At 36.9% G+C, this 18,400-nt stretch carries 12 protein-coding genes and 1 riboswitch; of the genes, 11 read left to right on the forward strand and 1 reads right to left on the reverse strand.

Features of this window, described 5'->3' with window-relative positions; genetic code table 11:
- Nucleotides 1-191: 191 nt before the first annotated feature.
- From MKY78_RS14170 to phnC, 8 genes are all read left to right on the forward strand, one after another.
- Complete coding sequence (locus tag MKY78_RS14170; RefSeq protein ID WP_339213541.1) at nucleotides 192-629, forward strand: hypothetical protein; 438 nt, start codon at nucleotides 192-194, stop codon at nucleotides 627-629.
- A 184-nt stretch (nucleotides 630-813) separates the two neighbouring features.
- On the forward strand, nucleotides 814-1,272 hold the full coding sequence (locus MKY78_RS14175; RefSeq protein WP_339213543.1) for a chemotaxis protein CheX: 459 nt from the start codon (nucleotides 814-816) through the stop codon (nucleotides 1,270-1,272).
- Nucleotides 1,273-1,454: 182 nt separating this feature from the next.
- A complete protein-coding gene (locus MKY78_RS14180) occupies nucleotides 1,455-3,113 on the forward strand; it encodes an IS1182 family transposase (RefSeq protein ID WP_339212493.1) in 1,659 nt (552 codons plus the stop codon).
- Between the two features lie 157 nt (nucleotides 3,114-3,270).
- Nucleotides 3,271-3,441: an aspartyl-phosphate phosphatase Spo0E family protein gene (locus MKY78_RS14185; protein WP_339213544.1), complete on the forward strand. Its 171-nt coding sequence runs from the start codon at nucleotides 3,271-3,273 to the stop codon at nucleotides 3,439-3,441.
- 201 nt (nucleotides 3,442-3,642) lie between these two features.
- Nucleotides 3,643-4,983: a short-chain fatty acid transporter gene (locus MKY78_RS14190; RefSeq protein WP_339213546.1), complete on the forward strand. Its 1,341-nt coding sequence runs from the start codon at nucleotides 3,643-3,645 to the stop codon at nucleotides 4,981-4,983.
- A gap of 615 nt (nucleotides 4,984-5,598) precedes the next feature.
- Entirely contained in the window at nucleotides 5,599-6,861 is a 1,263-nt protein-coding gene (gene ltrA / locus MKY78_RS14195) for a group II intron reverse transcriptase/maturase (RefSeq protein WP_188384654.1), read from the forward strand.
- Nucleotides 6,862-7,173: 312 nt separating this feature from the next.
- The gene (locus tag MKY78_RS14200; protein ID WP_339213548.1) at nucleotides 7,174-8,193 is read left to right on the forward strand and encodes a PhnD/SsuA/transferrin family substrate-binding protein; all 1,020 of its coding nucleotides are present in this window, start codon (nucleotides 7,174-7,176) and stop codon (nucleotides 8,191-8,193) included.
- Nucleotides 8,194-8,465: 272 nt separating this feature from the next.
- Nucleotides 8,466-9,230, forward strand: a complete 765-nt coding sequence (gene phnC / locus MKY78_RS14205; RefSeq protein WP_339213550.1) for a phosphonate ABC transporter ATP-binding protein — start codon at nucleotides 8,466-8,468, stop codon at nucleotides 9,228-9,230.
- 119 nt (nucleotides 9,231-9,349) lie between these two features.
- Here phnC and MKY78_RS14210 read toward each other — a convergent pair whose 3' ends face one another.
- The gene (locus MKY78_RS14210) at nucleotides 9,350-10,465 is read right to left on the reverse strand and encodes an IS4 family transposase (RefSeq protein ID WP_339213018.1); all 1,116 of its coding nucleotides are present in this window, start codon (nucleotides 10,463-10,465) and stop codon (nucleotides 9,350-9,352) included.
- 189 nt (nucleotides 10,466-10,654) lie between these two features.
- Here MKY78_RS14210 and phnE (MKY78_RS14215) point away from each other — a divergent pair, with 189 nt between their 5' ends.
- The 3 genes from phnE (MKY78_RS14215) to MKY78_RS14225 all read left to right on the forward strand — a co-directional run bounded on the left by phnE (MKY78_RS14215) (nucleotide 10,655) and on the right by MKY78_RS14225 (nucleotide 18,349).
- Nucleotides 10,655-11,440, forward strand: coding sequence for a phosphonate ABC transporter, permease protein PhnE (phnE, locus tag MKY78_RS14215; RefSeq protein WP_339213552.1), 786 nt, complete (start codon nucleotides 10,655-10,657; stop codon nucleotides 11,438-11,440).
- Nucleotides 11,440-12,297 (forward strand): phosphonate ABC transporter, permease protein PhnE, encoded by an 858-nt coding sequence (gene phnE / locus MKY78_RS14220; protein WP_339213553.1) that lies wholly within the window; start codon nucleotides 11,440-11,442, stop codon nucleotides 12,295-12,297. Before phnE (MKY78_RS14215) ends, phnE (MKY78_RS14220) begins: the two co-directional genes overlap by 1 nt.
- A 412-nt stretch (nucleotides 12,298-12,709) precedes the next feature.
- Nucleotides 12,710-12,794: riboswitch (cyclic di-GMP riboswitch) on the forward strand.
- Between the two features lie 161 nt (nucleotides 12,795-12,955).
- Nucleotides 12,956-18,349: a diguanylate cyclase gene (locus MKY78_RS14225; RefSeq protein ID WP_339213554.1), complete on the forward strand. Its 5,394-nt coding sequence runs from the start codon at nucleotides 12,956-12,958 to the stop codon at nucleotides 18,347-18,349.
- Nucleotides 18,350-18,400 lie beyond the last annotated feature (51 nt).

Here is an 18,400-nt window from a genome sequence, read left to right on the forward strand (position 1 = left end):
TTATGTATGAATGGCTCGTTATTTTAGGGAGGGTTAAATAGTGCGATTGCAAGTGTATAGGGTTGCTTGAACCCATTATAATTAGCCAAACAAACGATAAATATTTGAAATATAACTGTAATCGAATTCCTAGGTGAGTTGTTGTATGATAAGTGATAGATTGGAATATATTTCAACTTAGGGTGATGGCTATGGGACGAAAGAACAGACAGGATTATCAACTAGATGGGTTTAGTCAAGAAATAAGTCAGGCTGTTCAGCAATTAGGGGATTTAAGAGAGCTTGACTTAGAAGATTATATCAGCAAGCTAATAAGGCGTAGTGACTCGAAAAAATTTGCCTGTGAAATTATTCGTTGCCTGGAAACGATGAATGATCAAGGAACGAAGATAACAGACAAAGATAAGAAGAAAAATGCGGCTAAAATAGAAGAGCTGAAAGAAAACATGCAGAAAAAAAGTCTGACACCAATGGAAAAAAGATTCATCTACGAAGAAATTGCTGATTTAATACGAGAGATGGAATCAGTTCGTCGCTATTGGCTACAGAAATCGCTCACTAGTTTTAAATATGTTGGTGCGGCAGGGGCAGTTTTAGGTGCAGCACTTTTATTTAGAAAAAGAAAATAATACAGGTTTTCACCTCATCTAATGATGGGGTGTTTTTTTGTTATAATTTTTTTCGGATTTTGTCGGAATTTATTGATTTTCATGTATGATTGTCTATATACTAAGATTACAGTCTTATTAGAATCACCAATACTTATACTTTGTTTTAGAAAACATTAAACCTACCCTAGAAGGAGGAGCAGCTTTGAGCATAACAGATGAAAAAAATCAAGTCATCACTGCCTTATTAAATGGCACCATCATGGCAGTTAGAAATTCAATTCCTATTCAGGCTACTATAGGAAAGCCTGAGCTTTTTAGTAATTCTCTACAGCTTCAATATGGTGTATTTATTGGTATTACCGGTGATATAAGAGGTAAATTAGTTTTATCTGGTGATAGGCAAGTCTTTAGTGGAATTGGTGAAGCAATGTTTGGCATGCCCATTCAGGATGATATGCTTGTCTCACTAAGTGGAGAATTAGGTAATATAATTGCAGGTGGACTATCGACTAATATTGGACAAAATGGGATGAAAACAGATATAACTGCTCCAACGATTATGGAAGGAATAACAAAGCTTCTAGGGTATGATAAGGTCATTCGATTACCGATAGGCTTTCAAGCTGTTGGTGACCTCCATGTATACCTTGTAATAGATTAATGAGGAAGAGGCTGGGACAAAACCCCAGTAAATTAATATAAGCATGGTCCTTACCAACGTTTTAACGGTAAGGACCATGCTTATTATTTTTTGCACGCAATTTTCTGATATTAAAGTAAACAAAAAGGACACCATCTGATAAAATTAAAGTACGACCAATAACTTTTTTCGGAGGTGTCCTTATGTCGTATTATAACATGAAACAAGTTGTATTACCTATGGATTTGGAAGTTAGATTAAAAGAAAATGACATTGCCTTTGCCATTAATGATTTAGTAGAAAGTATTCCAGAAAGTGCTCTTGAACCACTTAGAAAAGATACAGGTCGTCCGCCATATGCTTCGCGGATGATGTTGAAAATTATCCTTTGTGGTTATACGCAGTCTGCCTTTTCGGGCAGGAAGATTGAAGCCTTATTAGAAGATAGTGTACGAATGATGTGGTTATCTCAGGAGCATCAACCAAGTTACAGAACGATTAATCGCTTTCGTGTGCACCCATTAGCGAAAGGGTTATTACGTGAGTGCTTTGTACAGTTTCGATCTCAGTTGGTAAAGGAAGAAGTAATTGAAGAAGAGGCTATTTTTATTGATGGCACAAAGATTGAAGCCAATGCGAATAAATTCACATTTGTATGGCGAAAATCGGTTGAAAATTATAGTGAAAAACTAATTGAAAAGTCCAATCCAATGTACGATGAGTTAATTGAGAAGCGAATCATTCCTGAAATAGAACGGGACGATTTCGAAGAGCTTTCGGTTGAAGAAATGAAAGAAATTGTGGAAAAACTGAGTGAAAAAATTGAAGCATACGACAAGGAAATTGAAGCGAGTGACGTTGGTGTTGAGCGGAAACAGCTTCGTTCCGAGCGAAAAGCACCAAAACAATATCGTAAGCAATTTGAAGATTTTATTGAGCGTAAACAAAATTATCAAAAGGATATGGAGATTTTTGAAGACCGCCATAGTTACTCAAAAACAGATCATGATGCCACATTTATGCGGATGAAAGATGACTATATGGGAAACGGACAACTGAAGGCTGGATATAATATTCAAGTTGCGACGGAAGGCCAATATGCGCTCGCTTATGATGTGTTTCCAAATCCAACCGACACCCGTACGTTGATTCCCTTTTTGAATACGATTGAAGAACGCTTCTTTGAACTACCTAAATATATCGTGGCAGACGCAGGGTATGGTAGTGAACAAAACTATGAAGATATTATGAATAATAGAAATAGAACACCTCTTATTACATATAATCAGTATCGAAAGGAGAAGAAAAGAAAACACAAAAACAATGCTTTTCATGTAGACAATTGGGAATACAATGAAGAGGATGATGCATTCATTTGTCCGAATGGAAAGAAATTATTATTCAGCCATGTGTCCCATCGAACCGACAAATACGGATTTAAACGCGAATTTAAAGTCTATGAATGCGAAGATTGTTCCGGATGCCCTTTACGCTCCATGTGTACAAAGGCGAAAGAGGGAAACAATCGAAAAGTATATCTCAATGAAAAGTGGGAATCTCAAAAAGAATACGTCAGGGAGAAGCTTTCAGACGAGAAAACTGGTGAAATTTACGGTAAACGTAAAATCGATGTGGAGCCAGTCTTCGGATTTCTGAAGGCTAATTTGGGTTTCACTCGAATGTCTGTTAGAGGAAAAGAGAAAGTGATAAATGAATTAGGATTTGCGCTTATGGCGGTAAACTTGAGGAAGTATACCGCCAAAATGGGTAAATCTAGTTTAGGAAATGGAAATGATTTCAAAAAACTGGTTCCAAGCAATTTTCAATCGCTTAGAACCAGTTTTTTATTACTTTCTGGCTAGTTTTGTCCCAGCCTCTTTTTATTGTGAATACTAGGTCCATTTACCTGGATTAGTAAAGTAAAAAAAGAGGAATAGATAGAGTAGCGTTATTTCTTATATTATATGAGATTGATTTCGTGAAGAATAACTTTAGTATATACAATCGGGGAGGTTATTCATGAAAAAATATAAAAAAGACCATAAAAAGATATCGTTACAAGAAATTAACAACAAACGTGCCATATTAATCGAGGAAACATCTAAATTTGGTTTAAATAGTCAACAAGTACTAAAAGTAAGCGAAGAATTGGATACAATGATTATAAACTATATGAGAGATAGGAAATAAACGAAAGAGAAAAATCACATCTTTGACCTCCATTATACGAACCTCTTACGAAATATCTACATGTTCTACTAGCAACCTCCTCAACTAGATGCTTGGATTTTTACATGAAAGTGATTAAACTATAAGAATGGCATTAGAATAAAACCTACTTATTCGAATAAACTGTTGTAAATCTAGACTGAAAATATAGGAGGGAAATTTATGCTAGGTGCTATCACGAATTTTTTCGACCGAATGGTTCGAAGGTATTTACCTGACGCATTTCTGTTTGCAATTATTCTTACTTTTGTTGTATTTATACTTGGGATGATTTTTACTGGCAGCTCACCTGTTAATATGGTGGAATACTGGGGTGGGGGCTTCTGGGGATTATTAGAGTTTGCTATGCAGATGTCACTTATTGTTGTAACGGGGTATATTCTTGCTAATAGTCCCATTGTGAAAAAATTACTAGGGAGAATTAGTAAGTTAGCTAATTCTCCAGGACAAGCAGTGTTATTAGTAACACTAGTTGCGTCTATTGCATGTTTAATTAATTATGGATTTGGTCTAGTTGTTGGAGCATTACTTGCTATTCACGTTGCAAAACGTGTTCCTTCAGCAGATTATCGTTTACTAATGGCTAGTGCTTATAGCGGATTTTTACTATGGCATGGAGGGTTGTCAGGATCTATTCCACTGTCAATAGCAACAGATAATCACATGCTAATAGAGGAAATTGGTATTGTGCCTGTATCCGAAACATTGTTTGGTGGTCCTAACTTGTTTATCGTTGGAACATTACTATTGACCCTGCCATTATTGAATAGATTACTAATGAAGTCTGCTAGAAATGTGGGGAAAATCGATCCAGAGTTATTAAATTTACAACAGAAAGTAATGGAAAAAGAAGAGGAAGAACCAGAGACAATTAAATCGGTCACGCCAGCGGAACGTTTGGAGAATAGTAGAATCATATCCTTACTTATTGGCATACTAGGATTAGCCTTTGTTTTGTACCATTTTGTAAGCAAAGGGTTTGATTTAAACCTTAATATCGTCAACTTTATTTTCCTATTTTTAGGGATTTTATTCCATGGTACACCACGTCGATTCTTAAATAGTGTGACTGGTGCTGTAAAGAATGCTGGCGGCATAATTATTCAATTCCCGTTCTATGCAGGTATTATGGGAATGATGACAAGTTCAGGTTTATCGGAGCAGTTATCCATGTTCTTCGTTAATATTTCTAATGAAGTTACATTACCATGGCTAAGCTTTATTAGCGCAGGCATCTTGAACTTCTTTATTCCATCAGGTGGTGGACAATGGGCAATTCAAGGCGATATTATGATGAGTGCTGCCATGAATTTAGGTGCAGATATACCAAAGACTGCGATTGCGGTTGCTTGGGGTGACGCTTGGACAAATATGATCCAACCATTCTGGGCATTGCCTTTACTTGCCATTGCTGGATTAAAGGTCCGTGATATTATGGGATTCTGTGTAATGGTGTTGTTCTTTAGTTTTATTCCAATATCGATAGGCCTGCTATTCTTCTAAATGGAAATACTATAGAGATGGATACATGAAAAAGCAAATCTACTAAGTTAAGTAGGTTTGCTTTTTATAGTGTGCCAGGCATGCACACATTCTCTAGGGTTGAAGTCCTGAATCACGAAGGCAGTAGTAGTGATTAGCTTAAGACAAGGGTGTCTAGGGTGACCTAGAATCTGAAGGAAGTCAGCGGCAAATCTCCGCCTCGAGGAACACAAACTTCATATAAGGCTAGATGTTCTTGGATGAGACTGCTATACAAGTTGAAGTCCTTACTGCCAAAGGGAGCATAGAGTAAATGGAGCGAGGACATGGAGAGGAAGAATGTGTGCTTACCCTGGGAGGTCTGATAGAAATGCGGTACACCTGCCGTAACCGAACATGAGAATGTTCGCTGAACTATCAGAAGTCAGCCGAAGCCATAGTACCGAATGCTCCTAGGGTATTCGGGAAGGGCTGAATCATCTAAGGAGAATTGCCACTTTGCATACGCAACACTTGATGACGCAGAAACATAAGAACCTTCCTAATGGAGGAAACGATGAATCTCGTGGGGGACATTAGAAGGGCTGAAAGTAGTTGCCACATAAGAAGGACGGACAATTCGCGTAGGAGTTCGATATCATGTTGGAAAGAATACTATCACGGGAAAACTTAATACAAGCACTAAAACGTGTAGAAAGAAACAAAGGAAGTCATGGTGTGGATGATATGCCTGTACAAAACCTACGAGCACATATCATGAAACAGTGGACTACCATTCGGGAACAACTCGAAAAGGGAACCTACTACCCTCAACCTGTTCGTCGTGTCGAAATCCCGAAACCAAACGGTGGGAAGAGAAAGTTAGGTATCCCTACCGTGACAGACCGATTCCTCCAACAAGCAATCGCACAAGTCCTAACGGAAGTTTACGACCCTACATTTTCGCGATACAGTTATGGATTCCGTCCAAACAAGCGCGGACATGATGCGGTGAGACAAGCTAGAAATTATATCAAGCAGGGTTACCGTTGGGTAATCGATATGGATTTAGAGAAATTCTTCGATAAAGTAAATCATGACAGACTGATGCGAACATTAAGTAAAAGAATTCAAGACCCAATGGTCTTGAAATTAATCAGAAGATATTTACAGGCAGGAATTATGGAAGATGGGTTAGCTTGTCCTAATACAGAAGGTACTCCCCAAGGAGGCCCCCTAAGTCCACTACTTTCCAATATTGTCCTCGATGAACTGGATAAAGAACTGGAGAAAAGAGGACTTCACTTCGTCCGTTATGCAGACGACTGTAATATCTATGTTCGCTCCAAACGTGCGGGTTTACGAATCATGAATACTATCACTAAATTCATAGAAGAGAAACTGAAACTCAAAGTAAATGGAGACAAAAGTGCGGTAGACCGCCCATGGAGACGCAAATTCCTTGGATTTTCTTTTACCATCCAGAAGGAAACCCCGAAAATCCGGGTTTCAAAAGAAAGTGTAAAACGCTTTAAACAGCGAGTTCGTGAACTGACTTCTAGAAGGAAATCGGTGGCGATGGATAGAAGGATGGAGAAACTAAATCGATTCCTAATAGGTTGGTTAGGCTACTACCAACTGGCAGAAACGCCTTCTTTATTCAAGAAACTAGATGCCTGGATAAGAAGAAGGTTACGAATGATTCGTTGGAAGGAATGGAAGAAAGTCCAAACAAGGTACCATAACTTAATTCGATACGGAATTAAGAAAGGAAAAGCGTGGGAATGGGCTAACACAAGAAAGGGATACTGGCGAATAGCTAAAAGCCCAATCTTGCATAAAGCCCTTGACGACCAATATTGGTCAGGCCAAGGGCTAAAGAGTCTATTTAGTAGATATCAAACGTTACGTTGGACTTAGATGGAACCGCCGTATACGGAACCGTACGTACGGTGGTGTGAGAGGTCGGAGGTTAATCGCCTCCTCCTACTCGATTTTTTAGAAATACGGAAAGTCAGAAGGAGCTCTCCTCCTCTACTGACATAGGTAAAATCTTTATATATTATGTTAGATCCTACCGAATTTTAAAGTTATGTAAATAATCTTAAAATTACGTAAAGTATTAGTAAATATAAACATGAGTTAACGAGATTGTGGTTTAATAGGTACCGATAACAGGTTTAGACAACCAATCTATATCATCTTTTTATTACTAGGAGGAGAAAGAAGAAAATGAAAAAGTTCGTTAGCGTCCTGTTTTTTATTGGTTTAGTTATTGTATTAAGTGCATGTAATAGTGGAAATGCACAAGAGCCAGGGGATTATGATGTTATTGATATCGTTTGGTATCCAAATGAATCTGGTAATGATTTAAAAGCTGCTCGTGATGCCATTGGTGAGGCTATTGCTGATGCAACTGGAAAAGAAGTAAAACATCATCTAACAACAGATTACGCTATCGCAATTGAAACTATCGCTAATAATAATGCTGGTGTAGCATTTATGGGTGCTCAAGGATACATAGAATCAAAAGAGCGTAATGATGCAATTGAGTCTATTGTTGTAACAAGTGGTGCATCTGGTACTTTAGATGATGCAAAGTATCATAGCTGGTTAGCTGTAAATGTTGATGAGCAAGATGATTATAAAGAGAATGGTGAATTTTCATTAGATACAATTGAAGGTAAAAAATTCTCATTTGTATCCAATAGCTCTACTTCTGGATTTGTCGTACCAAGTAACACGATTATGGGACATTTTGAAGATAAAGATTTATCAGCAGAAGACTTAATGGAGGGTGGACCATTTTTCTCACAAGTGCTATTTGGTGGATCTCACCAAGGGTCAGCGGTAAACCTTTTAAATGGTAGTGCTGATGTGGCAGCTTTCTGTGATTCTTGTGTAGACAACTATGTGGAATTAGTTGAAGGAGAAGAAAATCAAATTGGATCGGTTTACCGTGTTAAAGATGATGCGGAGGAGCCTTTCAACACCGTTACTGGTAAAGAGTTCGTTCTAATGAGTGTTACACCAGTACTTAATGCACCTTTTGCAGTTAATAAAGAAGTTCTAAATGAAGAAGATATCAATAAATTAATTGAGGCATTTACTTCAGATGAAATTGCAAATAATGAACAAATCTTCGTACCAAAGGATTCCGATATGTCTGGGTTATTCTCTAAAACAGATAATGAAAGATTCTTAGAAGTTGAAGACGCTTGGTTCGATCCAATCCGTGAACTGTCTAAGTAAATCATTCATCTAAAGGCTAAAAGATGGATTATCTGAAAGTCTAAAAGAACTACTATGGAAATAACGATATACAAGTAAAGTGCAAGTAGACATTCATAGTTATGCAAAAATACCAGGTCCTTTACTAGGAAGAATGTACGTATATCTCCAAATTGGGGGTATACGTACTATCCTTTATGATTCAGGTTTTCTAAGATAAGCCGCTTGTACCAGCCTCTTATTACATTTTCACTCAATTACGCCAATATAAACTAGAATAAGGAGTGTTATGGATGGCATTGTTAGAATTAAAGGAATTAAACAAATCCTATAATTCAGAAGTTCAAGTATTAAAGAATGTGGAGTTTACAGTTAATACAGGAGAATTTGTTTCGATTATTGGTCCTTCTGGAGCAGGTAAATCGACACTATTACGTTGTATCAATCGAATGGTTGACATTAATCCAGGAAGTGTATTTTTTGATGGTCAAGATGTCGGAGCGCAAAGTAAGAAGGAATTGCGTAAATTACGTACGAACATTGGAATGATTTTTCAGCATTATAACTTAGTTCCGAGATTAACGGTAATTGAAAATGTGCTACATGGACGATTTGGTTACAAGTCTACTTTACAAGGTATACTTGGGCGCTTTACTGAGCAAGAGAAGCAAAATGCGTTTGACCTATTAGAGAAATTAGGTATAGCAGAACATGCTTATAAGCGGTGTGATCAATTAAGTGGTGGGCAGCAGCAACGAGTTGGTATTTGTCGTGCACTTATTCAAGAACCGAAGCTGATTCTTTGTGATGAACCAATTGCCTCACTGGATCCTAACTCTTCAAAAATCATTATGGATCATTTAAAGAAAATTTCGGAGGAGCTTGGTATTACTTGTATTGTCAATCTGCATCAGGTAGAAGTTGCTAAAGACTATGCAAGCCGAATTATTGGTTTGAAGCAAGGTGAAGTAGTATTTGACGGGCCAAGTCCTTTACTTTCAACAGATAAAATAGAACATATATATGGAATCACTAGTGTTGCAAAAATAATGTCGTAATTTTCAGTTTTATTATATCTTCTGTTTAGAGCCAAAAAAGTAAATACCGAATTAAAGGTGGCTCCATCCATTTGGAAATAATTTACAATTAGACCTGTGTGACAACGACAATTTGCTTATTAAGGGACGGATTTGCCTTCAATCTTTCGAAGCCAAATATGCGCTGGTTTCCATAATGCAGCCCTTAAATAACGGCTAATTTGTAGCGTTTTTCGCTTGCTTTTTGTTTCAATTTGCACAAGAACATGAAGGCAAAAAACAATAAGTGCGATAAATACTTGGTTTTGAATCGCCCATTCGCTCTGACCGTAAAACTTCTTAATGCTGAGATGTTGTTTGATCCATTTGAAGAACAATTCAATTGCCCAGCGTGATTTGTACATTTCTGAAATCTCTTCGGCACTTAAATCAAAACGATTTGTAATTAAATGGAGTTCATTTCCCTTTGAATCCAAGACCTTTATCAGGCGAAAATAATTTTCAGCACGGTTTTGTGTAGTACCAATTAAGACCATTTGGTCTGATAAAACAGGCATATTTTCGGGCAACTTAAAGTTGTAAACTTCCCGTATGACTGCGTTTTTCCGCAGCCTTGAAAGGAAAAAGTAGCCCTCGTCGGTCATGCGGTCAAAACGTTCGTAGTCTAAGTAACCACGGTCGAACACATACATGCATTCTTTGTCATCTACCATAATTTCAAGCTGGCCTCGGTCATGTTCTTTTGCAGTTGTCATTACGGCTTTTTCTGGGTAAGAAGTGCCTTTTTCCATAAATACAAGACGCAGATGCAGTTTCACTCCTGCCTTTGTTTTGCGGAATTTTGCCCATTTATGATTCGTCAAATTCAGTGGCAAAGTGCTAGAATCAATAATTTTTAATGGCATTACAAGTTTCGTATAATGCGTTTTGGCATGAATTTGTGATACTAAATCGAGAAACAGTCTTTGGAAAAGGTCGGGATTCAGCCCATTTAATCGTCGTGATAACTGAGAAATACTAATAGAATCAAGGTCGATAGCCCTTTGAAGCTTGTCATCGAAGAGGCAGTCACTTAGTGCATGAAGACTCTCGACTTCCTGTAGCTGTGCAAAAAGCAGTAACTTTAGGAACGACTCTGTCGTTAATTTTTTCGTATAGAAATCTAATTTCAATGTTTTCACCTGTTCTTCAAATAATTGAAAATTAATTGGTGAAAACCATTGTCCAAATGAAGTTTTTCGTGTAATCTTGTCCATGAGATTTGTCCTTTTTAGTGGATTTGGACGGGTTTACCACCTGACTTATCCATTATAAAGGACTTTTTCTTTGCGCAAAACAATAAAATTGAACATTTCGAGTATTTTTAATAATAAAATTAATTTAATGCAACGCTAGTGATATGGAATGGAATCAAAAGAATTAATCACCGTATAAGGGGAATAGCAATGGATGTAAAAATTTTACGTAAGAAAAAGATGCAGTTAACCTTAATGTTTATCATTATTATTGTCATCACCTATCTGTCCTCAAGCATAACAGTTTTTAACTTTATAGAAAGCATCGCTACCATTCCTGCTGCTTTCACTTGGATATTTTCCAATTTAATGATTACGCAAGATTCTTTTGAGAGGCTACCAAATATATTAGTGAAGCTGAATGAGACGATTTTCATGTCTATTGCCGCAACGACAATTGCAGCATTCTTTTCCATATTCTTAGCTTTACTAGGTTCAAAAACAACGAAAACAAATAATATATTCAGTATGCTTGCGAGATTCATTGCATCGCTATCTCGTAATATACCTGTTGTAGCATGGTCTTTAATTCTCTTGATTTCATTTGGACAGAATTCATTGACTGGTTTTCTAGCATTATTTGTTGGAACTCTAGGGTTTTTAACGAGAGCATTTATTGAATCGATTGATGAAACTAATCAGAGCTCTGTAGAAGCATTGACGGCTACTGGGGCAACCTATTTCCAAATCGTTAGTAAAGCCGTCCTACCACAAAGCATTCCACAAATGCTTAGCTGGATATTGTTTATGATTGAGACGAATATACGTAGTGCTACACTAGTTGGAATACTAACTGGAACAGGGATTGGCTACCTGTTTGATTTATATTATAAGAATATGAACTATCCAGTAGTTGCCTTAATTACTGCTACTATCGTTATTTCAGTTATTGTAATTGAATTGATATCTAACCAAATACGGAAGGTGATCTTATAATGGAAGTAGGTTTGAAACCTTCTACTATAAAACGAACAAAAAGCGGAAAAATTGATATTAAATCCGGAAACAAGATAGATTTAGTTATCAAATGGACCATTTGGATACTGACTATATTAACTATTCTAGCATTTTTCTTTTTTAACTATATGGGCTTGCAGATAGAAAGAGCCGTAACGGAAACCTTACATAATCTTAGGGTAATGTTCTTTGAACCTACATTAAATCATTTTAGTTGGGGAGAAGCCTTCTATCAAGTTGGTGTAACATTAGGTTTAGGGATATTAGCTACAATTTTAGGCGCAATTATTGCTTTCTTTTTAGCTTTAATGGCAGCAGAAAATCTATCCAAACCTTGGTTATCTAAAACAGTGAGAATTTTTGTAGCGTTTATTCGCGCAGTACCAACTGTTCTCTGGGTGCTAATATTTGCTATTGCAGCAGGACTTGGTAGTGAAGCAGCAGTTCTGGGGATGTTATTCCACTCTGTGGCGTACCTAGTGAAAGCATTCTCTGAAGCATTTGAAGAGATAGATCCTGGTATTTTAGAAGCATTAAAAGCAACAGGTTCTAATTGGTGGCATACGATCATGCACGGGATTATTCCGTCTACCTTTACCTATTTACTATCTTGGACATTTTTACGTTTTGAAATTAACTTCTCCGTTGCAGTTGCCATGGGAGCAGCAGCTGGAGCAGGCGGTATAGGCTTTGAACTCTTCATGGCATCCGGCTTCTATTATGACCTTAGAGAAGTAGGTTTAATCACATATCTTATTCTAATCATTGCCATTATACTAGAATTTATTTCCACTCGCTTGAAGGACCGATATTTTCCTTCATCAGTGAAAAACTAATTAATTCTGTAGCCGAATACGCTTATAGTATCCTAAAACCTTTGTATAAAGGAATAGTATCCTTTATACAAAGGTTTTTATATTAGTAGAAGGAATAAAAGTGTGATTATTCAGGGTATAAAGAACTAGTTGTTTTGCGCAATGAAGAAGGAATACAGGAACACGCAAATATAAAAACTAGTAAACGAAGCGGTCATCTTCTAACGATGTTCATCGATAATTTTGCATAAAATCTTGCCAAGAAAATAGGGGAAATACGTTTAATCGATACCATTTCCGGGTACAAAGTACTAGTTGATGTTTTAGAAATTATAATATTGTAAAACAATTCATGAATATATTGTCAAATTATTGAATTTTTGTAGAATTGGTGTAGAATAGGTAATAAGTAATAGTAATTAAATACCAGATGTGTTGAAAAAGGCAAACTATTCGAAAGAGTAGGACGCAAAGCAAAGGGTCTAATGTTGAAAGACGATGATCGCCTGGCTACCAAAACAGTTTTTGGCTATTCACATATTTGAATAGCTTTTTCTTATGGTATGCAATGAATCATCGTAGTGAAGGAAGCTCCCAATATGTATACACTTATACGATATCAAAAACTACAATTGTCAAACCTTAATACAGGTATGATATTTCAAGTGGAGTGAAGGATATGGAAATCATCAACAATAGATATAGGTTAAAAGAACTTATTAAACAAGAGAAGCATGTCATGGTTTATTCAGCATATGATATGCGCAAAGAAAACAAAGTTATTCTGTTAAGCTTACTAAATAATGAATATTTACCAAAGCCACTGATCGACTTTTATATCACTCGTTTCCTAGATATTAAACGGATAACGAGTAAAGCAATTATTCGAAATTATAGCTTTAATAAGGTCTTCTATATTGATAACAAACGACAGGTAGACTCGCAATACTTTTTTACTTCGGATTATATTCCGAGAACAGCAGACTTGTTCCAGGCAACAAAAAACCTGACATTTGATGAGCTTATGGATTGTTTTGTAGAGATATGCTCAGCAGTATACACCCTCCATTTAAATGGGTTTGTTTATGGTGCGCTAAACCCCTATACTATTCGAGTATTGAAGGGGGAAGGACACTCCCAAGTGTTACTAACGGATATCGCTACTGTACATATGGAACAATTAACCCATGCAGAACGAATAGAATACCCGGTATATCAATCACCAAAGGTCCTAGCGGGAGTGCCAGAAGATGCGGAATCCGATAGGTATGCTTTAGGTGTTATTCTACTTGCACTCATAACGAAAACACCTACTATAGAAGAACCTAAAAAACAGTTCACCTCGCTGCTTGAGAACTCGAATGACAAACGCGTGAAACAACTTATTCCTGTTGTGAAAAAGCTATTAAATACCGAAGATAAAGATACTTACACCAACCTCTATGAAGTAATCGTAGATATAAATGCCGTACTGGGTACGAACTACTCGATTATAAAGAAAGAAGAAATAAATGGGTTAAATCTGTATACGAAGCTTGTTGGCAGAGAAAATGAAATGAAGACTGTCATGAGAGCGTATGAAAAGATGGTTGCCTATCAGCCGGGGAAACGGATCTTTTTCGTTCAAGGTCCTAATGGTGTTGGGAAAACTCGTTTTCTACGAGAAGCTACTTTTTTACTTGGGCTAAGCAAAGCAAGTGTTTATGCGAGCTATAGCTTGAGTCATACATCCACAGATAGTAAGGAAATGTGGATTGATATTTTACGAAAATTAATCATGGAGACAGATAATAGCATCGTTGAGAAATATAATACCGAATTAATTAAGTATTTCCCAGAACTTATGGATCAGAATTATAACGATTCACTTAACTATGCTAATGAACATCAAACAAAGTATCGACTGTTAAATCGTATTGCAGGTTTTATCAATGAAAGCATCCAAAATCGGCCAACGGTAATGATTATCGATAATATTCATCTCGCAGATGCATTTACCATTGATACGTTTAACTATTTATGTACAGAAGTATTAGAGAATACAAATCTGACTTTAGTTTTTTCATGTGAGGATCGAGCGGTTTCTCCGAATTCAGCCGCGTCTGATTTTATCTATATGATGAAAAGGCGTCCTGATACAGAAACCATTCGGATGGAGCAATTAGATGAACAACAAACAGGAGAAATGATTCAAAGCATTTTATCCATTTCCTTTACACCTAAAAAACTCTCAAGCAGAATTTATAGTCAGTCCTATGGTAATCCGTTATTTATAAAGGAAATTATAAAAGACTTGTATAGCCGTCGAATTCTTTATGTAAGTGAAGAAACTGGAAAATGGCAAATTGATTTACCAGAGGAATCAGAGGACTATAATCTCTTAGATTTGCCAAATAATATTGAGCATGCACTAGTCAACCAATTGAAGGATCTTGATCCGGAAAAAATGGATATTCTATCAAGTATCTCCATATTTTCTAAGCCAATTGCCACACACATAATAGAGAAACTTTTACCAAATACAATGATGGTGGATGAGCAATTAGAGGAATTGGTGAATAGGGGAATCTTGCAGCGGCTCATTGATGATAGCTCTTACTTATATGATTTTCGCAGCAAGATATTGAAGAACGTTGTGTACGATAGAATTTCGCAGCAAGAGAGGATAGCGAAGCATCAGCTAGCTGCAACTAGTTTAGCAGAACAGAACGGAATGGATTTGGAAAAGAATCTCGATGAAATTATTTTCCATTTTTCCAATGCAAGAAATAAGGAAAAAGCAAGAATCTATTACCTTGAAAAAGCCAAGTTGATGAAGGGTAGATGGAATACGAAAGGGCAAATTGAAAATTTAAGAAAAGCGCTCGATATAACATTTGATCCTGTAGAACAAACAGCACTTTATCTTGAGATAGGGTCATTATTAACTGATACAGGAGACACTAGATTAGCTTTTGAGTATTTGGAGAAGGCGGAGCGACTAGCACTGGAAGAAAACCATGTGGACCATTTAATGATGGCATACGTACATCTAGCTAATGCGAATCACGCAATCTATCGGCTTGCCAAGGTAAGGGAGTATATCGAGAAGGTAGAACATATTTTAACAAGCCATCCTAATGAGGCGGCGCGGTTAGAAGTGAAACGTCTTCACGCAAGCTTGTTAACCGAGGATAATCAATTGATGGAGGCAGCGGTTCTTTTCGAAGAATTAATTGCAGAGTGCGGTGACCTTTATAAGGAAATAAAGGGGAATGCATACCGAACATTAGGCTTTATCTTTGTTCACTTAGGAAAAGCGGACGAGGCTTTAGAATTTTATCATGAGTCTTGTAAACTATCAGAAGAAGCTCAGAATGCAAGAGCTATGCTATTATCGCTCAACAATATAGGTGCGCTTTATGCAGAGGTCTATGAAGATTATGACAAAGCGATGGAATATCATTTAGAGGTTAAACAGATGAGTGAGGAATATGGCATTTATACAAGTGAAGTATCAGCACTAATCAATATTGCAGAAGCCTATCTCAATCAATTGGATTATAATACGGCATTTGAACACTTTAACCAAGGGTTAGCGAAGGCAGAGCGTTACAATCTCGTTCTGGAGAGGTATGTGCTATTAAATTACTTAACCCAGGTGAGTTTAGAGCGAAATAATTTTGTGGATGCCTTAGAATATTTCAATAAATTGCAAGTGGACTTACAGGATAATCCAAATAAGGGCTTTGACATTGGTGGTTATTATCAAACTTGCGCGAAGCTGTATCAGGCTCTTGGTAATTATGTAGAAGCAGAGCGTTATTCCCAAAAAATAATCGCGTTCCATAGTGAGCATGAAAATATGATGAAATATACTGCAACTGCACAAGTCCTCATCAATCAATTACGAGAGCCGGAACAAGACTTCGATGATTTTTTAGTGAAGCAAATTGTAAAGGTTATTGACAAAATTACAAACAAGTCAATTAGTATTGAACGACTATGCGAAGCTATCCAGCATCTTAGCAGGAAGGGGAAACACCCCCTAGCGACGGAATTACTTTCTATGGTAGAAGTCTTAGTTAGTGAGGACACACCGTATAGATTAAAGGCTATATATGAGCATGCGAAGGGAATCATTGCGTTTAACTTAGATCGGTCATGTTCCATCACTTATTTTGAAAGCAGCTTACATTTAGCGAAAATCTCTAAAAGTAAGGAATTAACCGCTCGTATTCAGGCAGATATAGGCAATTATTACTTTAATTCAAAAGCGTATTATGAAGCAGCCGCTTATTATCTAGAAGCTTTTGAAACGATTAAAGATTTAATTCAGCAGCTTCCAGATGAATATAAATTGGACTACATTAATGGTCGAAGCTTCTCCAGGGAATTTTATCGACTTAATGAAATAAAAAGGTGGATTCAATCCGAACAAGAGCAGATTTTAGAGCAAGAGGCGTTGGTTCATACGGTCAGCTCCTTAGATGAACTAATAGCTATTTTAAACACCGAGCAGATTGATTTCTTTATGGAAAATGATCGGTTTATGCGTAATATTAGTCGTAACTATATGGAAAAGTTATCTGATGGGATTTTTCAACCAGAGGATCTTTTGAAACAGTTAGACAGTGATGTATCGAAAAATCTAACCATAATCGTAAAATTTCTTTCTGGTCGATTTCTTGCGACTAACGGGTATATTCTTTCTGAGGAAAAGGGACAGCAAGTAACGGTTCTCTCTTCCCTTGATAAGGGTACTAGTATACCGGGAAATATTGCTATCTTTAATCGTGTTAGGTCCACGATGAAGCCTGTTCTACTATCAGATAGACTGACACATGATAAGGTAGATCATCAATTGTTAGAAGATGATATAAAGGCTATTCTATGCATTCCTATAATTAAGAAGGTAGAATCACGACCAATAGTAGGCGAAAGTCATCAATTACTAGGCTACATTTATTTGGAAACAGACCGGATCGTGAATAACTTTAATCCGTCATGCTTAGAGAAGTGTATGGAGCTGAGTAACTTCCTTGCATTACTTATGGAGAAACGCCAATTATTGATTACTGCTTCGATTGATCGATTAACAGGTGCATTAACAAGAAAGTATTTAGAAGATGCTTTACAAAACACCCTAGATTACACAAGGAAAAATGGCAATGAATTTAGCATCATTATGTTCGATTTGGATAAATTTAAAGGCGTTAATGATCGTTATGGGCACCAAATTGGCGACAAAATTCTAAAGGAAGTTTCCCAGATTATATTGGAAAATCTCGATCAGAACAGTTTATTGGGACGCTATGGTGGGGAGGAATTTATTATTATTCTGCCTTCAGTCAATATAGCGGATGCACAGGGAATTGCAGAAGCATTACGCTCTACTGTTCAAGATCATAAGCTATTAGGTGATAAGCAGGAAATAACCTTAAGTATGGGGCTAGCCTCTTATCCTGAACACGGTCAAACCGTCCGTGAGCTTATTCTAAAGGCTGACCAAGCATTATACATTGCGAAAGAGAACGGGCGTAACAACTCTCAAGTTTGGCAAAAGGATTTTGATGACAAAGTGAAACCAGCGAATAAGCTCACTGGAATCATTTCTGGTGACGAAATAAGGGATGCGAGAAATGTACTAGCATTAGTTGAACTTATCCAATTAACCAACCTTCCTATAACAGTTGAGGAAAAAATCTATCAATTTCTTGGTAGAATGGTTGAAATTATGGAAGCACAATATGGATATATTGTACTCACAGAAGGGAGTTCCATTATAAAGTCCTATGGTAGGAAGTCCCAGGAAGAAGAATGGGTCAAAGAACATACCTTTAATCAGCAGATTATTACGACAGTCCTAAAAGAGGAAAGTGGTATGTTTACCATTGATTGGGAAGCAACAGAGAAGATTAACCCCGTTAATGGATTGCCTGATTGGGATTCTATACTAGCAATGCCAATAACGGCTGATGGAACGGTAAAGGGTGTTATGTATATGTCAGCACCTGCTAGGCTAAAAGAATTTGGAGCGGATGAGTTAAATGTCATGAACGTGTATAGTGAATTAGTGGCAAATATTATATAATAAAATCAATAACATTTGAATTATCAAACTATAATGAATAGATTCGTCATG

The organism is Ornithinibacillus sp. FSL M8-0202, from assembly GCF_037975285.1.
Taxonomy (GTDB): Bacteria; Bacillota; Bacilli; order Bacillales; family Amphibacillaceae; genus Ornithinibacillus; species Ornithinibacillus massiliensis.